The 15,513-nt window shown below is 35.3% G+C and carries 19 protein-coding genes and 1 other annotated feature (1 of these 20 running past the window's edge); of the genes, 10 read left to right on the top strand and 9 right to left on the bottom strand.

What is annotated here, in order from left to right; all coding sequences use genetic code 11:
• Positions 1 to 472: 472 nt before the first annotated feature.
• Together ACFQZ1_RS07030 and ACFQZ1_RS07025 are read left to right on the top strand one after the other, a co-directional pair.
• On the top strand, positions 473 to 919 hold the full coding sequence (locus ACFQZ1_RS07030; protein ID WP_377881398.1) for a flavodoxin: 447 nt from the start codon (positions 473 to 475) through the stop codon (positions 917 to 919).
• 168 nt (positions 920 to 1,087) lie between these two features.
• Positions 1,088 to 1,249 carry a hypothetical protein gene (locus ACFQZ1_RS07025; RefSeq protein WP_377881397.1) on the top strand — a complete coding sequence of 54 codons (162 nt, stop codon included), beginning with the start codon at positions 1,088 to 1,090 and terminating at the stop codon, positions 1,247 to 1,249.
• Here ACFQZ1_RS07025 and ACFQZ1_RS07020 read toward each other — a convergent pair.
• From ACFQZ1_RS07020 to ACFQZ1_RS07000, 5 genes are all read right to left on the bottom strand, one after another.
• Positions 1,246 to 2,148: an aminoglycoside phosphotransferase family protein gene (locus ACFQZ1_RS07020; RefSeq protein ID WP_377881498.1), complete on the bottom strand. Its 903-nt coding sequence runs from the start codon at positions 2,146 to 2,148 to the stop codon at positions 1,246 to 1,248. The two genes, ACFQZ1_RS07025 and ACFQZ1_RS07020, sit on opposite strands and share 4 nt — an antisense overlap.
• 214 nt (positions 2,149 to 2,362) lie before the next feature.
• Entirely contained in the window at positions 2,363 to 2,512 is a 150-nt protein-coding gene (locus ACFQZ1_RS07015) for a hypothetical protein (RefSeq protein ID WP_377881396.1), read from the bottom strand.
• A gap of 18 nt (positions 2,513 to 2,530) precedes the next feature.
• Positions 2,531 to 2,707 (bottom strand): 2-isopropylmalate synthase, encoded by a 177-nt coding sequence (locus ACFQZ1_RS07010; protein WP_377881395.1) that lies wholly within the window; start codon positions 2,705 to 2,707, stop codon positions 2,531 to 2,533.
• Between the two features lie 749 nt (positions 2,708 to 3,456).
• A complete protein-coding gene (locus ACFQZ1_RS07005) occupies positions 3,457 to 3,975 on the bottom strand; it encodes a L,D-transpeptidase (protein ID WP_377881394.1) in 519 nt (172 codons plus the stop codon).
• A gap of 117 nt (positions 3,976 to 4,092) precedes the next feature.
• Complete coding sequence (locus tag ACFQZ1_RS07000; RefSeq protein WP_377881393.1) at positions 4,093 to 5,451, bottom strand: MATE family efflux transporter; 1,359 nt, start codon at positions 5,449 to 5,451, stop codon at positions 4,093 to 4,095.
• A gap of 184 nt (positions 5,452 to 5,635) precedes the next feature.
• Here ACFQZ1_RS07000 and bacA point away from each other — a divergent pair, with 184 nt between their 5' ends.
• On the top strand, positions 5,636 to 6,427 hold the full coding sequence (bacA, locus tag ACFQZ1_RS06995; RefSeq protein ID WP_377881392.1) for an undecaprenyl-diphosphate phosphatase: 792 nt from the start codon (positions 5,636 to 5,638) through the stop codon (positions 6,425 to 6,427).
• Positions 6,428 to 6,453: 26 nt separating this feature from the next.
• Here bacA and ACFQZ1_RS06990 read toward each other — a convergent pair whose 3' ends face one another.
• Positions 6,454 to 7,008, bottom strand: coding sequence for a thioredoxin family protein (locus tag ACFQZ1_RS06990; RefSeq protein WP_377881391.1), 555 nt, complete (start codon positions 7,006 to 7,008; stop codon positions 6,454 to 6,456).
• Positions 7,009 to 7,478: 470 nt separating this feature from the next.
• On the opposite strand from ACFQZ1_RS06990, the gene ACFQZ1_RS06985 reads away from it, so the two are divergent.
• From ACFQZ1_RS06985 to ACFQZ1_RS06975, 3 genes are all read left to right on the top strand, one after another.
• The gene (locus ACFQZ1_RS06985; RefSeq protein ID WP_377881390.1) at positions 7,479 to 7,898 is read left to right on the top strand and encodes a MarR family winged helix-turn-helix transcriptional regulator; all 420 of its coding nucleotides are present in this window, start codon (positions 7,479 to 7,481) and stop codon (positions 7,896 to 7,898) included.
• 203 nt (positions 7,899 to 8,101) lie between these two features.
• On the top strand, positions 8,102 to 8,257 hold the full coding sequence (locus ACFQZ1_RS06980; RefSeq protein WP_098309527.1) for an imidazoleglycerol-phosphate dehydratase: 156 nt from the start codon (positions 8,102 to 8,104) through the stop codon (positions 8,255 to 8,257).
• Positions 8,258 to 8,698: 441 nt separating this feature from the next.
• Positions 8,699 to 10,045 (top strand): TrkH family potassium uptake protein, encoded by a 1,347-nt coding sequence (locus ACFQZ1_RS06975; protein ID WP_377881389.1) that lies wholly within the window; start codon positions 8,699 to 8,701, stop codon positions 10,043 to 10,045.
• A gap of 145 nt (positions 10,046 to 10,190) precedes the next feature.
• On the opposite strand, the gene ACFQZ1_RS06970 is transcribed toward ACFQZ1_RS06975, so the two are convergent.
• Positions 10,191 to 10,568, bottom strand: coding sequence for an imidazole glycerol phosphate synthase (locus tag ACFQZ1_RS06970; RefSeq protein WP_377881388.1), 378 nt, complete (start codon positions 10,566 to 10,568; stop codon positions 10,191 to 10,193).
• A 258-nt stretch (positions 10,569 to 10,826) separates the two neighbouring features.
• Between ACFQZ1_RS06970 and ytfJ the strand changes: the two genes are divergently transcribed.
• Entirely contained in the window at positions 10,827 to 11,201 is a 375-nt protein-coding gene (gene ytfJ / locus ACFQZ1_RS06965; RefSeq protein ID WP_377881387.1) for a GerW family sporulation protein, read from the top strand.
• 125 nt (positions 11,202 to 11,326) lie between these two features.
• Positions 11,327 to 11,416 (top strand): phosphoribosyl-ATP pyrophosphatase, encoded by a 90-nt coding sequence (locus ACFQZ1_RS06960; protein ID WP_377881386.1) that lies wholly within the window; start codon positions 11,327 to 11,329, stop codon positions 11,414 to 11,416.
• A 471-nt stretch (positions 11,417 to 11,887) separates the two neighbouring features.
• Here the strand turns inward: ACFQZ1_RS06960 and ACFQZ1_RS06955 are convergent, their stop codons facing one another.
• Together ACFQZ1_RS06955 and ACFQZ1_RS06950 are read right to left on the bottom strand one after the other, a co-directional pair.
• Positions 11,888 to 12,130: a YkuS family protein gene (locus ACFQZ1_RS06955; RefSeq protein ID WP_377881385.1), complete on the bottom strand. Its 243-nt coding sequence runs from the start codon at positions 12,128 to 12,130 to the stop codon at positions 11,888 to 11,890.
• Between the two features lie 99 nt (positions 12,131 to 12,229).
• Positions 12,230 to 12,484, bottom strand: a complete 255-nt coding sequence (locus ACFQZ1_RS06950; protein ID WP_377881384.1) for a DUF3911 family protein — start codon at positions 12,482 to 12,484, stop codon at positions 12,230 to 12,232.
• Positions 12,485 to 12,892: 408 nt separating this feature from the next.
• Here ACFQZ1_RS06950 and ilvE point away from each other — a divergent pair, with 408 nt between their 5' ends.
• Complete coding sequence (ilvE, locus tag ACFQZ1_RS06945; RefSeq protein ID WP_377881383.1) at positions 12,893 to 13,789, top strand: branched-chain-amino-acid transaminase; 897 nt, start codon at positions 12,893 to 12,895, stop codon at positions 13,787 to 13,789.
• Between the two features lie 14 nt (positions 13,790 to 13,803).
• Positions 13,804 to 15,471, top strand: coding sequence for a dihydroxy-acid dehydratase (gene ilvD / locus ACFQZ1_RS06940; RefSeq protein ID WP_377881382.1), 1,668 nt, complete (start codon positions 13,804 to 13,806; stop codon positions 15,469 to 15,471).
• A 23-nt stretch (positions 15,472 to 15,494) separates the two neighbouring features.
• Positions 15,495 to 15,513, top strand: a binding site (T-box leader); it runs 209 nt beyond the window's last position.

The following is a 15,513-nucleotide window of genomic DNA, read 5'->3' as shown; positions in this document are numbered from 1 at the left end:
GGATAAAAAAAGGCAACTGCGAATATCGCAGTTGCTCCAATTTCTTTCCGTTAGAGAGGGTTAAGAAAGAACTATGCTCATTCATAGTATATGTATGTCTCCCGGACAAGCTTGTACCTTTTCATTAATTTTCAAAACATATGGGGATTATTTTCACGAGAAATCTCTTTCATTTATTAAGTATATGCTAGGATAAAAAAAGGCAACTGCGAATATCGCAGTTGCTTCAATTTCTTTCCGTTAGAGAGGGTTAAGAAAGAACTATGCTCATTCATAGTATATGCATGTCTCCCGGACAAGCTTGTACCTTTTCATTAATTTTTAAAAAAGTTATTGACTTTGATAATCATTATCAATTAATCTAAGGATGTCTTTTTAGATGATAATCATTATCAATTTTGTGTTTCATACTAAAAAAATACAAAATATTAAAAATAAGAGAACGAGATACATAATAAAGGGAGAGAGTACAATGAGTAAGCTAGTAATGATTTTTGCAAGTATGAGTGGAAATACAGAAGAAATGGCAGATCATATTGCTGGGGCAATTCGCAAGGCTGGAAAAGAGATTGAAGTAATTGATATTATAACATCACCAAAAGCGTCTGTTTTAGAAGATTATGAGGGGATTGTTTTAGGGGCATACACATGGGGAGATGGTGATTTACCAGATGATTTCTTAGATTTCTATGATGAAATGGATAAATTGGATTTAATGGGGAAAAAAGCAGCGGTATTTGGTTCTTGTGATTCTGCATATCCAAAATACGGGGCAGCTGTTGATATTTTAATAGAAAAATTACAGGAATGTGGTGCTAACGTAGTACTTGAAGGATTAAAAGTAGAATTAACACCAGAAGACGAAGATGTTGAAGCGTGGCTTCGTTTTGGTATAGAGTTTGTAAAACATTTTTCTTAACCATGGGAGAGAGGCAAAGCAAGTGCAGGGGAAAACTCAATTCAAATAATGACGAATTATTATAAAAAAGATGCGAAAAAGCACCTTTTTTTATTGTTGACATGAAAAGCATTTCATGAATTAAGTTTATAGTGTAAAGAGGTGAAAAATCAAAAGGAGGAATTTTGAATGGGGAATGAATTAGAAGTGTTCCAATGGTTAGAAAAACAAAAAGCTCCTTTTTTGATACGACTACAAATCTTTCAAGCATTTCAATTGTATAAATTAGTAATAGAAATGGATAAGAAAATAATGGAATTTGAAGAAAATAAATTAAGGGAAAGCGTTTAGCGCATTCCCTTTAAAACATGCAATAATTTTTGTTGATTTGCTTCAATGATCTTTGTATTATTTGTGTCAAAACCATTTAGAAGGTTATGCAGTATAGGACTATACTGATAGAAGGAGACAATTCGTTCAAAAAATGTTGTATCCTTGCTATGCGTTAAAGCAGTATATTCTTCGTATACTTCTAATGTAAAGGCATGGCCGTAATCAGCGTATAATCCAGCAAAATCAAATGCGGGATCACCAATTTGTGCATCTCCTATATCAATGATACCAACAATGTGTCTCAGAAGAGGATGAAATAGAATATGGTTATGTGTTAAGTCGGCGTGAATAACTGTTTGTGAGAAAGAGCTTGTATATAATGGCTCTAAAAATGTTTGAAATAGTTCATGCAATTGTTTAGTTTCTTCTATTGTAAATGTAGCAAACAGATAATGTTTTAGTTTCATATATAGTTCCTTCCAATATTCAGCTGTTTGTTCGACCTGAAATCCCCACTCTTTTGCAAGTTTAATAGGAACTGTATGGAAAGCAGCAAGAAATGATGCAAGTTGTGTAACAATTTTCGTCTTTTCGTTGATTGAGAGATTATGTAAGTAAGATGGTTTGAATGGTTTACCATGGATCATTTTATAGTAACTGCAAACAGGAATTGTATCTGTTTTATTTTCGTATAGAATATGATAGTTTGGTACTTCTATTTTTTGTATTTGCAGCGTAGGAGCCAGTACCTCATATAATTGTTTTTCAAGAGGGATTTTTTTTGCGTATTCAACTTTTCTAGGAAATCGAAATAACCATTCATCATTTATCAAAATAGCAACATTATCCCAGCCGCTTTCATCTTGATGAAAGGAATGGATAGGAAAAGTTGGGAGTGTTTTTTGAATATATTGCATATAGTCTGAGTTTTTCACTTTTTCGCCTCTTTCGTTTAGTTATAATAAAAAAGAAATCCCTAGCTAGGGATTTCTTTTTTATCCCGTTATTTTGGGGCAGTAAGACCCCCCACCTCAAGATGCAGAGAGAACCGAGGAAGGTAGGGGATAAGCCCGATTCGTTCAAATAACCATTAGTGAGGGATGAAAAACCTCCACTGATGGAAGTTTCAGTTTATAAATTCTCGTTTTGCTGCTGTATCTCCTTTTTACTCAAATCAAGATTTGCACTTTCGATAGCTCTATGTTTGTCTAAAGAATCTCCAGCGTATCCTTTTTGTGTTTTTATAACTCTTTTACTTGAACTTGCTGAGTTATTATTCATATGAGTTCGTCCCTTCTTTTATTTAAAATATACGAAAGTAATAAGTAATAGCAGTATAGCTCCAAAAATAACGATACCGACTAAAAACGTCATGTTGGAATAACGGGGTGGTTTATGTACATCTTGGCGATAACCGGGTGAAATTTCCGGTGCAAATTCTTCTTGATAAGATTGTTGTTCGTCCTTTTGGTCCACTGTCGCAACTCCTTTATGTTTTTTATCCCGCTATTTTGGGGCAGTAAGATCCCCACTTCAAGATTGAGAGAAGCGAAGAAGATAGGTAGGGGATAACTGCTGGCATGTGCCCGATTGATGAGAGCTTTCCATCAGTGGGGGATGAAGAAAATCCTACTGTTAGAAGTTTCACTTTATTGATATGTTGCACGTTATAAGGAAGAAATATACTCTTAGTATGTTAAGCACTGAGCAAGAACCTAGCCGATAGATATGAATAATAGCAGAATCATAAGTCCGACAGCATAATTATCGTATTGCATTGCTTGTTTAATACTGAAGGTTCTGCAATGTAATACGATAATTTGCGTTACTATACCAAAGCATTCAAAATGATCATATCGATGAGTGAAACAGAGCCGCAACTATAAACGTAAGGCTAAGTAATTTTTCGCCATTTGAAATTCTTTTATTTTGTTATCTAATCAAATTGAAGAAGACTGATACATAGTAAAGGAAGCCCCGTTCTATTGTGTGTAAAAAACTGGGAATACGTTCATGTTTCATTTCTTTTTTTGTGGGAAATCTAATTTTTCTATTTGTTATACGTAAAATAAAAAATGCTTTTATAAAAATAATGGGGAAATTATTGTTGAGAGATATTATAAAAGGTGGTTTTGATATATAGATATCCTATTATTATGTGTTGTGTATATAGTTTGTAGGAAAAAAAGGTGTTCTTACTTAAGAACCTTTTTTCCAAAAAAATATTATGTAAGTTTGAATCCATATGTAGCAGCAATTGCTTTATATGTTGTTTTTTGATTTGTAATGATTACAGTTGTTTTGACAGGAACACGATCAAATAGCCAACGTACGTCATTATTATACATGCGAACGCAACCGAGTGTTGTCCATTTTCCGATGGCGCTTACGTTATTAGTTCCGTGAATGGCATATGTTGTTCCTTTCGTTCCTTTAAGATCGAGACCGAGCCAGCGATCTCCTAATGGGTTGCGTGGATCACCGCCAGGAATATTTTTGGCATAGTAGGGCCGATTTTTAATTTTGTTGACAATACTATATTTTCCTAGGGGTGTTGGTGTGTTGCTCTTTCCAGTAGCAACTGTAAACTCTTTTACAAATTTACCTTTTTCATAATATGCCATCTTATTCGTTGACACATTGACAATTAATAAATGTTCTTGCTGGTATGTCTCTGCATCAGCTGTCTTAATAGGAAGCATAGAAGAAATGAATAATAATAGTGCGATCAAAATCTTCCTCATATTAAATTAGTCTCCTTTATGTAAATATCAAAATTTATTATAGCCTTCTTTTATAAAGAATCCTATTACTTTTTTATTTATATAAGAAATATTAAGGATATGTAAAAAAGTCGCTGCTTAGCGACTTTTTAATGTCATATATTTTTGCTGTACTTGAAATAGACGAGCGAGTAAAAAGATTGCACCGAAAGCTAATCCTAAAATTAGACCAATCCAATAACCTTTTGCAGCCAGAGTTGTATATGTTGCAAGTGTATAACCGAGCGGGAGACCTATTATCCAATATGCAACTAATGTCATAACAAGTGCTACATTTACATCTTTATAACCGCGAAGTGCACCTTGTACTGGTGTTGCAACGGCATCAGAAAATTGGAATAAAATCGCAAACACGAGAAATTGTTTCGCTAAGTCGTGTACTGCAGAATCATTTGTATAAATAGAGGCAATATTGTCATCAAATAAAAATAGTAAGATGGAATAAAACAGTGCGAAAGCTAGTGCTAATCCAATACCAATAAAGCTATAATGCTTAGCATCTTTATATCGGGAAGCACCGACTTCAAACCCGACAGAAATTGTCATTGCCATGGATAAACTGAGTGGTGTCATATATAAAAGAGATGCAAAGTTCATCGCAGCTTGGTGAGCGGCAATGGTTGTTGTGTTAAAATTACTCATAAATAATGTAACAGCAGCAAAAATACTTGTTTCAAAAAAGATCGCAAATCCAATTGGTACACCAAGTTTTAATAATTCCTTCCAGCTTGATATAGAGAGGCGGTACAAACGTTGAAAGACACCATAAGAAGAGAAAGGCTCTTTCGTACGGATAATGACAGTAGTAATAAGTAAAATACACCAATATGTCGATGTTGAAGCAATGGCAGCTCCGACTCCACCGAGTTTTGGAAAACCGAAATGACCAAAAATGAATATATAGTTCAAAATGATATTAATCGGTAAAGATAGTAAAGTAATAATCATTGTTGTGCGTGTTTTTCCTAAGGCATCAATAAAGCAGCGGAGTACTGTATATACAAATAGCGGGATGATACCAAATGCGATAATGCTTAAAAATTGAGCAGCAATCTGGGCTACTTGTTTCTCTAAATGCATGGCATGTAAAATTGGTGAAACCACAAGGGATCCAATTATTATAACAATAATACTGACTAAGATTGCTAAGTATACGGCTTGTGTCACAACATGAGACACTTTTTCTTTTTGTTTGGAACCGATAAGGTGAGCGACAATAGGAGTTGTTGCCATTAAAATACCTGTTAATCCTGTACTAATTGGAAGCCATATACTTGTTCCAATTGCAACTCCAGCTAAATCAGTGGCACTTGCATGACCTGACATCGTCGTATCGAAAAAACTCATTGAAAATAATGACATTTGTGTAACAAATATGGGGAAAAATAATAAGACAAATTGTTTGATTTTTTGTGAAATCGATGTAGTTTCTTTCATATGTACTCCTTTCTAAAATACGAACAAGCCGCTTCAATCATACTATTGAATAAGAATTTAGAAAAGTAATACGCATTTATAACAATATTGGTGCATTTTGAAGGAACTTGAAAAAAACGATGCGTGTTTAGCGAAGATGCGGTATTATGATAAAGTATGAAAAAAGTATTAAGGAGGCACGGTCGTGGCTGATTGGTTAATTGGATTAATCATGGGTGCTGTTGAAGGGTTGACGGAGTTTTTACCTGTATCATCAACAGGGCATATGATTTTAACAGGGCATTTAATTGGATTTGAAGGCGATAAAGCAAAAACGTTTGAAATTGTTGTTCAATTAGGATCCATTTTAGCGGTTGTTGTTGTATTTTGGAAGCGATTATGGTCGTTAGTTGGAATTGGGCGAGTAAAGCAAGGGCCATCGTTAAACTTATTACATATTATTATCGGAATGATTCCAGCTGGTATACTGGGTGTTTTACTCCATGACAAAATTAAAGAGATTTTATTTGGACCAGGTCCAGTTGTTATTAGTTTAGTTGCTGGTGGTATCTTAATGATTGTTGCTGAGAAATTCTCAAAGCCAAGCACAGCGAAAACACTGGATGACATTACATATAAACAAGCATTTACGATTGGAATGTTTCAATGTTTAGCATTATGGCCTGGTTTTTCTCGTTCAGGATCTACAATTAGTGGTGGTTTATTAGCGCGTGTATCTCATACAGCGGCTGCTGAATATACATTTATTCTTGCGGTACCAATGATGGTAGCTGCAACAGGTCTTGATTTAATTAAGAGTTGGAATGAATTAAGTGCAGCAGATCTCCCATTATTTGCAACTGGATTTATTACTGCATTTATAGTTGCTATGCTAGCAATTGTTTCATTCTTAAAATTATTATCTCGTGTGAAATTAACACCATTTGCATATTATCGTTTTATTATTGCTGCGGTGTTTTACTTCTTTGTTTTATAATAAAAAACTGCCATTTGGCAGTTTTTTTATTTTGCTATTTTTTCAATCATATTTTCCATTACGTGCTCCCAAATGGAAGTGTCAGAAGTTAACGTTTTACGAAACTCAGCATACATTTCTTTTTGCTTTTCTTCAAACTGTGGATCGTCTTTTTCTGGTAATGTAGCGCGCATAGAAGTAACGAATTCTTGAACTTTTGGAGCTCGTGGCCCCCAAACATATTTTTCATTTCCTGCTGCGTCAATAAAAATGAAAATTGGAATCGCGCGTGCTGTACCATTTGTTAAATATTGATCCATTAATTCTAGGTTATCATCACGAATGAGCAAACTCATCTCGATATTGGCAACTTCGCAAATGCGTTTCATAACTGGTACGCAAAGAAGAGCGTCACCACACCAATCTGCTGTTAAAACGATAACGTTTAAACGATCGTTTTGATGTTGCTCTAAAACAGGAAGAAGTTCATTTGGAATTAAGAAGTTGTTATAAATATGTAGTAATTCGTATTGATTGACTGTCATATTATTTACATATGTATCAAAGGACATGCCTTTTTCAAACCATTGACGTAATGTCATGTACTACACCTCTTTCTCTATTTGTTCATATTGTACCAAATATTTTACGAGAAAGCTGGTAAAGTTACTTTTATCGGTAATCCATATTTTGTCGAGTGTAAAAAGCTAGAACAATAAAGTGAAACTTCCATTAGTGGAGGTTTTTTCATCTATCCTACTGATGGGAAGTTCTCACCAATCGGGCTTACTGCCTGCGAATAGCGGGATAAAATGAAAACAGGGTGCTTCTATGCACCCCGTTTTCTTGCTGATAAAAATTACAGCATTTTATGAAAGCAACCTTTATCATCTATTGCCAAGTAACTAAAAAAAGATACATGAATTTCTAAATAAAGTGAAACTTCTATCAGTGAGGGATTTACTGCCTACGAATAGCGGAATAAAATGGATGACAAATTCCAAAAAGTACGTTAATATAATTCATAATGTTTTTATTTAATTATATTAAATAAATAGAGGGGCTGTACAAAATGTCTAATAATCGCGAGTTGCTAATGGAAGATTTGTCTACGAATTTTTTTGCTATGTTTCGTACATTACGTAATGATATGAGCAAAATTTTCGGTGATTATATTCCATGGAATGAATTTATCGTGTTGCGTATTTTAAATCGTGTCCAAAAAGAAATGGTTTCCCATGTTGCGAATGAACTAAACGTATCGAATAGTCACATTACGGCTGTTGCAGAAAAATTAATTAAAAAAGAACTTGTAACGCGTTCGCGCTGTACATCAGACCGTCGGGTTGTGTACTTGGAGATTAGTAATAAAGGAAAAGAACTAGTAGCCGAAATGGAAAAACAAAAAAAGATATATCTGGAAGATAGATTTTCTACTTTGTCTGAAGAGGAAATGAAAGTCATGATTTCCATTACACAAAAGCTAATTTAGATAAGAAACGATATTGATATCTTATATTATTAGGTAAAGGTTAAAAAGATAGAAAATTATATGACATATTGAGAATAATGAATACCGCAGGAGCGGTCTTGCTATGCAAAAGCCTTCGCAATCAACGCGAAGGTTTTTCGTGTGTATTTAGAATGGATTGGAGCATACTAACAATATCATTATAAAGAAGGGAAGAGAGAAGTATGTCAAGTCGTAATGGTAGTAAAGGAAGCGGGAATCAAGGAGCACCCAAAGTAGGACAATATCAACAGGAGTTCGGCACAGAGTTTGTTACTGGTGATGATAATAAAGGAAAAGAGTATCGCTCGAAAAAAGGGAGTAAATCAAGGAAGGAGTGAAGCATATTCACTTCTTCTTTGCTATTAAATAAAGTGAAATTTTCATCATTGGGGTTTTTCTTTATCAAAGCCTTCGCTAATTTGGTGTATGCGAGCAGGTATTCCTCGCTTTTCTCTGAATCTTGAGGTGGGAATCTTACTGCCCGCGAATAGCGGGATAAAAAAAACCATCTTGTCATTGCAAGATGGCTTAGGAAGGGGGACAATTTATGTCAATTTAAGTTAGGGATAGAAAGCTGTTCGAGACATTAGGGATGTCTCATTATTAGGGAGGAACAGCTTCGATAGTTATACTATAAAAGAATGATGTGAATTCAATGTGAATTTGGCGTGAAAGAATAAGGGATTTTTTATTTTTTGTCCAAAAATAAAAGTTGAAATTCAAAAGAAAAAAGATTATGCTCAACTATGTATGGAGGACGGATTAAGGGAGTTAGTACTATGGAAATACTAGAAAAACGTGACTTAACTGATCGTTTTATACGATTAAGTCCACCACAAATTTTAGCGATTGGATTTTTTGCTTTAATTCTTGTTGGCGGCATATTATTAAAATTACCGATTGCCACGAAAACGTCTATTAGTTGGGTTAATGCTTTTTTCACAGCGACCTCAGCTGCGACTGTAACAGGTTTAGGTGTAGTGGATGCAAATAGTACATTTACAATATTTGGACAAGTTGTCATCATGCTTCTTATACAAACAGGTGGTTTAGGGTTAATGACAATTGCTATTTTAATAGTTTGGGTGCTCGGAAAAAAAATAGGATTACGTCATCGACTTCTTATTGGAGAAGCATTAAATCAAACGAACATTGGCGGACTTGTAAAATTAGTAAAACGAGTGTTTTTCTTTTCGATTTGTATTGAATTAGTGGGAGTTGTATTTTTAGCCATCCGCTTTGTTCCTGAATTCGGATTGGGAAAAGGGTTATATTACAGCTTGTTTCACGTTGTGGCTGCTTATAATAATGCAGGATTTGCTTTATGGCTAGATAATTTAACGAGGTATGTTGGAGATCCTATTATTAATATTGGTATTTGTTCTTTAATTGTAATAGGTGGTTTAGGTTTTACGGTATTAATTGATATATGGTACAGTCGAAGTTTTCGAAAATTAGCACTGCATTCAAAAATTATGATTGTTGGTACAATTGTGTTGAGTATTTTTGCGATGATTGTTATCTTTTTATTAGAGTATAATAATGTTAAGACGTTGGGTTCTTTATCATCGTTAAGTGAAAAATTGTGGGCATCATTTTTCCAGGGAATTACACCTCGTACAGCTGGATTTAATACAATTGATTATGGAAGTATGAGGGAATCAACGTTGTTCTTTACGATGGTACTTATGTTTATTGGAGCTGGAAGCGTTTCAACTGGAGGCGGTATTAAGCTTACGACTTTTGTTATTTTAATTACATCTGTTATTTCATTTTTTAAGAAAAAAGAAGATGTTGTTTTATTTCGTCGTACAATTAAGATGTCAACAGTGATGAGAGCATTATCTATTGTAATTGCAAGTCAATTTTTAATTTTTGTAGCAGTATTTATACTTATGCTTACTGAACAATTTAGTTTTATTGAATTGTTATTTGAAACAGTTTCAGCCTTTGGAACAGTGGGACTATCAATGGGAATTACAGCTGATTTATCATCTTTTGGGAAATGCGTGATTATGTTTGTTATGTTTTGTGGATTAATTGGACCATTAACACTTGTGTTTTCACTTGCACGGCCAGCAAAACAAAAAATTCGTTACCCATCTGAGGATGTATTTACAGGATAAGGTATCTCGCGAGAAGCGAGATACCTTTTATTATGTTCCGTCATGAAAAGTTGTCTGGAAGATTCTGATTGATGGAATGTGTCCAATTGGGCACATTCCATCAGTAGGAGATAAACCTTCTCCTACTGATGGAAGTTTCACTTTATTACGTAAAAAGAGAGTACAGCAAGCTGATAATAGCTGCTCGAAATATTAGTGCAACAATCGCTACTACGCCACCCATTACAGCTGCAATTCCACCAGTAACATTGGCGCCGCGATTATAGGCATATATGCCTAGTAGGACAGCAAGAAGTCCAAAGAGCGTTGGAAAAGTGAATAAAGATAAGACTGCAAGAGCAAGAGCGATGAATCCTGCTGTTGCACCTCCTGCTTTTGTTGTTACTTCGTCTCTTCCATTGTCTCTTCCATCATAAGGCACACCATTTGGTGCAATTTCAGCTGCGTATTCTTCTTCAAAATGATCTTCGCTTTCTCTATGACGTTCTTCATGTTTATCAGTCAATATAATATCTCCTTTCATAAAGAGCTTCACGTTTAGTATGAACTGCTTTTGTTTTTTTATCCTCCTCTTCGTCGTTATGTCAAGATTTTAAGAAAATAAATAAGATGACTGTCTGTAAGGGTCCGATTAGTAAGGGATTTCCGTCAGTGAGGGCTGAAAAAAATTCTCCCTAATGGAAGTTTCATTTCATAAAATAGTTAAATTACAAAAGTTGGTATGTCTTCCTCATTTTTGGAAACGATAAAAAGGAATTGATAGGAAAAAGAGGTGGTTTATATGACACAACATCCAATTGAAAATTTAATGAAAACAGCAATGGCAAACTTAAAAGAAATGGTGGATGTGAATACGATTGTTGGAAAACCAGTATCAACAGCTGATGGGAATGTTATTTTAACTGTTTCGAAAGTTGCTTTTGGTTTTGGTGCTGGTGGAAGTGATTTCGAAGGAAATAGACAAGCACAAGAAGGGCAAAATTTACATCCATTTGGTGGTGGAAGTGGTGCAGGAGTTTCCATTAACCCTGTTGCGTTTTTAGTAGTTGGGGCAAAAGGAATTCAGGTTATGCACTTACATAGCGGTACACATCTTGTAGAAAAGGCATTGGAAACAGTACCGAATGCAGTACAGCGATTGGTAAATAAGCGTTAGCAGAATACTTGCATTTTAAGGAAATTATGGTATAGTAGATGAAGTGTGTTTAAAAATTATACGAATATAAAGTAAATGACTATATAGAGAATCGAGAGTTAGGAAAGAACAAGGGAGAGGTATAAATGATTAACATCAAGAATTTTGTCGTCGGTTTATGTATGTTAGTGAGCGGATTTGTTGTGTACCTACTAAAAGAAAAAGTACAGTTTTAACAAACAGGCTTACTTGTCAGTCTGTTTTTATTTTTGGTAAAAATATTGACATTTTTATCGATGAAAAGTATAATATATCTTCGTGTCTCGGTTACAGCTAGTATATATTGGATATTCCTTACTTATACAAGTCACTTGTTTGCTAAAGATCGGGCAATGATGCCAACAACTTTAGTGACGTGTATATGATGAATTGTATTTGTAAGATGTACACGTACTAGTGGATTAGGAGCGGTCGTTGGAACCGCAATGATGAAAGAGAGGCAGGGCTTTCATCCAGTATATGTTACTTTCCCGTTAGTTAAATATAAAAAAAGAAGGCGCCTTTTTGTAAAAGGTGCCTTCTTTTTTATTAAATGAAACGGACAGTGTGTAAGAAGTTTCGTGATGTGAAACGGCCCGTAAGAGCCCGATTAACGCGGCTCTTAATCAGCAGGGATGAGGAGAATCCCTGCTAATTAAAAGTTCACTTTATTGAATTCTACTCTCAACTTGTTGACAAATTTCATCAGTTGTTAACCCGCTTGCATCGATAACAGATCCCTTTATCACAGCGTTGCTAATCCCCGCTACGTTAGAATCCTGCCCGGTTACAACGCAGCAGTTACATCCTTGAACGTCACTTTCAGATTGCAATGAGACTACTTCATGCCCTTTTTGTTCTAGTGCTTGTTTTACGTTTGTTAAAGAATCTTCTACTCCAATTTTCGCCATATCATTCACCTCCTGCCATCTAGTAATATGTTCCTTTTTCGGAAGAATATTCACTAATTAACAAAGAGGTTTCACATGTTTGGCAGGAGTAGGAAAGAGTTAGTCGTTATAAACCCCAGTCAACATGTCGCTTACAAAACGATCGTTTTGTACATCTTGCATCGTATAATCATTTGATTGTACATCAACTGAGGCAATGTACATAGGATTTTGCGTTGTTCTATTTTGCTCTGCATATGGAAGTAATTCTACATAATCTTCTAATTTACACAGTCCTTTTGTATTCATTACATCAAATAACTGAAGCATTTCCATTACTTCTTGTCTTGTTCCTTTAATTTGTAAACATGCCATATTATTAGCCCCCTTAAATTTGTCAAAATGATTTTTGAAAATAGGATTATGAGTAAAAAGAAAAAAATATGAGTGTTATCCTCAAATTTTATTTTTTATTTTTTCACCTCGCTTTATTACTAGTCTTTTTCTAAAAATATGTGATAGAACGTCCGTTTATTGAATACAATAGATTCGCATCTTTTGACAAAATTCCTTCTCCTAAACAAATATTTTTTTGTAAGAAAAATGTCGAAAAAAATTTTTTGACATTTTGTAAACGTTAACAATGTTGATATATCAATATAAAGAGGGTTGTTCATAAATTCTAAAATTTAAAATTTTCAAAAAATTTCTTTGATTTATTTGAAAAGGGGGCGTAAACTAGGAACCAATAAAAAAATTCAAGGATATAGGGGGCGCTTTCAAGTGAACGAGCAATGGATTTTCTTAAATGGAGAATTTGTTCCAAAAAATGAAGCAAAAGTTTCTGTCTATGATCATGGATATTTATATGGTGATGGGGTATTTGAAGGCATTCGTGTCTATAGTGGAAATGTTTTCCGCTTAAAAGAGCACCTCATTCGTTTGTACGAATCTGCAAAATCCATTTTACTAGAAATTCCATATGCGTTGGAAGAAGTGACCAATATTGTTGTTGAAACAATTCGACGTAATCAATTATCTAATGGATATATTCGTTTAGTTGTATCACGCGGAGCTGGAAATCTTGGTTTAGATCCTGATTCGTGTTTAAAGCCAAATGTTGTTGTAATCGCTGAACAATTAGCATTATTTCCGGCAGAATATTACGAGAAAGGAATTCCAGTTGTAACAGTTGCAACAAGACGGAATCGTCCGGATGTATTAACGCCACAAGTGAAATCATTAAATTACTTAAATAATATTTTAGTGAGAATTGAAGCGAAACTTGCCGGTGTGCAGGAAGCGTTAATGCTAAATGAGCAAGGATATGTTGCAGAAGGTTCTGGTGATAACGTATTTATTGTAAAAGGTAATAAGTTAATTACACCGCCAAGTTCTGCTGGAGCACTGGAAGGAATTACGCGAAATGCGATTATGGAAATTGGTGAGAAGCTTGGCTATGACGTAAGGGAAGAATTATTTACACGTCATGATGTATATGTAGCAGATGAGGTATTTTTAACAGGTACAGCAGCTGAAGTTATTGCAGTAACAATGGTTGATGGCAGAGAAATTGGAGCTGGAAAACCAGGAGCGCATACAAATCGTTTGTTAGAAGAATTTCGTAAGCTTGTTGTAGAAGATGGCGAAAAAATTTATGAAGAAAATAAAGTAGGTTGATGGGAGAGTAACCGATGCGAAGCAATATGATTAAACAAGGTATTGACCGAGCGCCGCATCGAAGTTTGCTTCATGCAGCAGGCGTTAAAGAAGAAGATTTTCATAAACCATTCATTGCAATTTGTAATTCATATATCGATATTGTTCCAGGGCATATTCATTTAAGAGATCTTGCTGATGTAGCGAAAGCTGCGATTCGTGAAGCAGGGGGCGTTCCTTTTGAATTTAATACAATCGGTGTTGATGATGGGATTGCAATGGGGCATATCGGAATGCGATATTCACTCCCAAGTCGGGAAATCATTGCAGATGCAGCGGAAACGGTAATCCAAGCTCATTGGTTTGACGGGGTTATGTTTATGCCGAATTGTGACAAAATTACACCGGGAATGCTGATGGCATCTGTTCGGACAAATGTTCCTTCTGTTTTTGTATCTGGAGGACCAATGGAGGCCGGAAAATCAAAAGATGGAACTCCGCTTTCATTAGCATCTGTATTTGAAGGAGTTGGCGCTCATAAGTCAGGGAAATTAACTTTAGAGCAGCTGATTGATATGGAAAAATCAGCATGTCCAACTTGTGGTTCTTGCTCAGGGATGTTTACAGCAAATTCTATGAATACCATCATGGAAATGCTTGGAGTTGCACTTCCGGGAAATGGAACGATTGTTGCAACAAGTGAAGAACGACATAACTTAATTCGTCAAGCTGCTTTTCATTTAATGGATCTAATTGAGCGTGATATAAAACCGCGCGATATTATTACGAAAGAAGCAATTGATGATGCTTTTGCGCTAGATATGGCGATGGGGGGATCGACAAATACAGTTTTACATATGTTAGCCATCGCGAATGAAGCTGGTATTGAATATGATTTGCAGCGTATTAATGATATTGCAAAGCGTGTTCCATACTTAGCGAAAATTAGCCCAGCTTCTCATTACTCCATGCATGATGTACATGAAGCAGGTGGGGTAGCAGCTATTATTAAAGAGCTTTCACAAATCCCGGGTGCAATTCATCCAGAGCGTATTACAATTTCAGGGAAAAGCATTTATGAAACAGCAGAAGAAGGAAAAATCTTAGATGAAAAAGTAATTCGTCCAAAAGAACGACCGTATCGTAAAACAGGTGGTCTTTCCATTCTCTTTGGAAATTTAGCACCAGATGGTTCTGTCCTAAAAGTTGGAGCTATCGATGAATCTGTTACATCATTTGTTGGTGAAGCGATTTGTTTTGATTCTCATGATGAAGCCGTTGCTGCAATTCATAGAGGTATTGTGAAAGAAGGGCATGTTGTTGTCATCCGATATGAAGGTCCAAAAGGAGGACCTGGTATGCCGGAAATGTTAGCTCCAACATCAGCAATTGTTGGAAGAGGACTTGGAACAAAGGTTGCATTGATTACTGATGGACGCTTTTCCGGAGCGACAAGGGGAATCGCGATTGGTCATGTATCGCCAGAAGCAGCTGAAGGAGGACCAATTGCATATGTGGCAGATGGTGATCCAATCATTATTAATTTAAAAGATGGTATTATTCATTGGGAAATTTCTAAAGAAGCATTAGAACAGCGGAAAAAACAATTTATTTCTCCAGAGCCGAAAGTAAAAACAGGATATTTAGCACGATATGCAAAGCTTGTTACTTCGGCAAATACAGGAGGAATTATGAAAGTATAAAGTAAAACTTCCATTCGCGGGAGAATAAAGCGTTGATAGGGA

Source organism: Bacillus sp. CGMCC 1.60114, assembly GCF_042676365.1.
GTDB lineage: Bacteria > Bacillota > Bacilli > Bacillales > Bacillaceae_G > Bacillus_A > Bacillus_A rhizoplanae_A.
The sequence above is the reverse complement of the archived record's forward strand: the minus strand, read 5'-3'. Positions and strand labels throughout refer to the sequence as shown.

Excerpts from the sequence above, each read along its gene's own strand:
- ACFQZ1_RS07030 (WP_377881398.1), top strand. The coding sequence starts at position 473 with ATGAGTAAGCTAGTAATGATTTTTGCAAGTATGAGTGGAAATACAGAA.
- ACFQZ1_RS07025 (WP_377881397.1), top strand. The coding sequence starts at position 1,088 with ATGGGGAATGAATTAGAAGTGTTCCAATGGTTAGAAAAACAAAAAGCT.
- ACFQZ1_RS07020 (WP_377881498.1), bottom strand. The coding sequence starts at position 2,148 with ATGCAATATATTCAAAAAACACTCCCAACTTTTCCTATCCATTCCTTT.
- ACFQZ1_RS07015 (WP_377881396.1), bottom strand. The coding sequence starts at position 2,512 with ATGAATAATAACTCAGCAAGTTCAAGTAAAAGAGTTATAAAAACACAA.
- ACFQZ1_RS07005 (WP_377881394.1), bottom strand. The coding sequence starts at position 3,975 with ATGAGGAAGATTTTGATCGCACTATTATTATTCATTTCTTCTATGCTT.
- ACFQZ1_RS07000 (WP_377881393.1), bottom strand. The coding sequence starts at position 5,451 with ATGAAAGAAACTACATCGATTTCACAAAAAATCAAACAATTTGTCTTA.
- ACFQZ1_RS06990 (WP_377881391.1), bottom strand. The coding sequence starts at position 7,008 with ATGACATTACGTCAATGGTTTGAAAAAGGCATGTCCTTTGATACATAT.
- ACFQZ1_RS06985 (WP_377881390.1), top strand. The coding sequence starts at position 7,479 with ATGTCTAATAATCGCGAGTTGCTAATGGAAGATTTGTCTACGAATTTT.
- ACFQZ1_RS06980 (WP_098309527.1), top strand. The coding sequence starts at position 8,102 with ATGTCAAGTCGTAATGGTAGTAAAGGAAGCGGGAATCAAGGAGCACCC.
- ACFQZ1_RS06975 (WP_377881389.1), top strand. The coding sequence starts at position 8,699 with ATGGAAATACTAGAAAAACGTGACTTAACTGATCGTTTTATACGATTA.
- ACFQZ1_RS06970 (WP_377881388.1), bottom strand. The coding sequence starts at position 10,568 with ATGAAAGGAGATATTATATTGACTGATAAACATGAAGAACGTCATAGA.
- ytfJ (WP_377881387.1), top strand. The coding sequence starts at position 10,827 with ATGACACAACATCCAATTGAAAATTTAATGAAAACAGCAATGGCAAAC.
- ACFQZ1_RS06960 (WP_377881386.1), top strand. The coding sequence starts at position 11,327 with ATGATTAACATCAAGAATTTTGTCGTCGGTTTATGTATGTTAGTGAGC.
- ACFQZ1_RS06955 (WP_377881385.1), bottom strand. The coding sequence starts at position 12,130 with ATGGCGAAAATTGGAGTAGAAGATTCTTTAACAAACGTAAAACAAGCA.
- ACFQZ1_RS06950 (WP_377881384.1), bottom strand. The coding sequence starts at position 12,484 with ATGGCATGTTTACAAATTAAAGGAACAAGACAAGAAGTAATGGAAATG.
- ilvD (WP_377881382.1), top strand. The coding sequence starts at position 13,804 with ATGCGAAGCAATATGATTAAACAAGGTATTGACCGAGCGCCGCATCGA.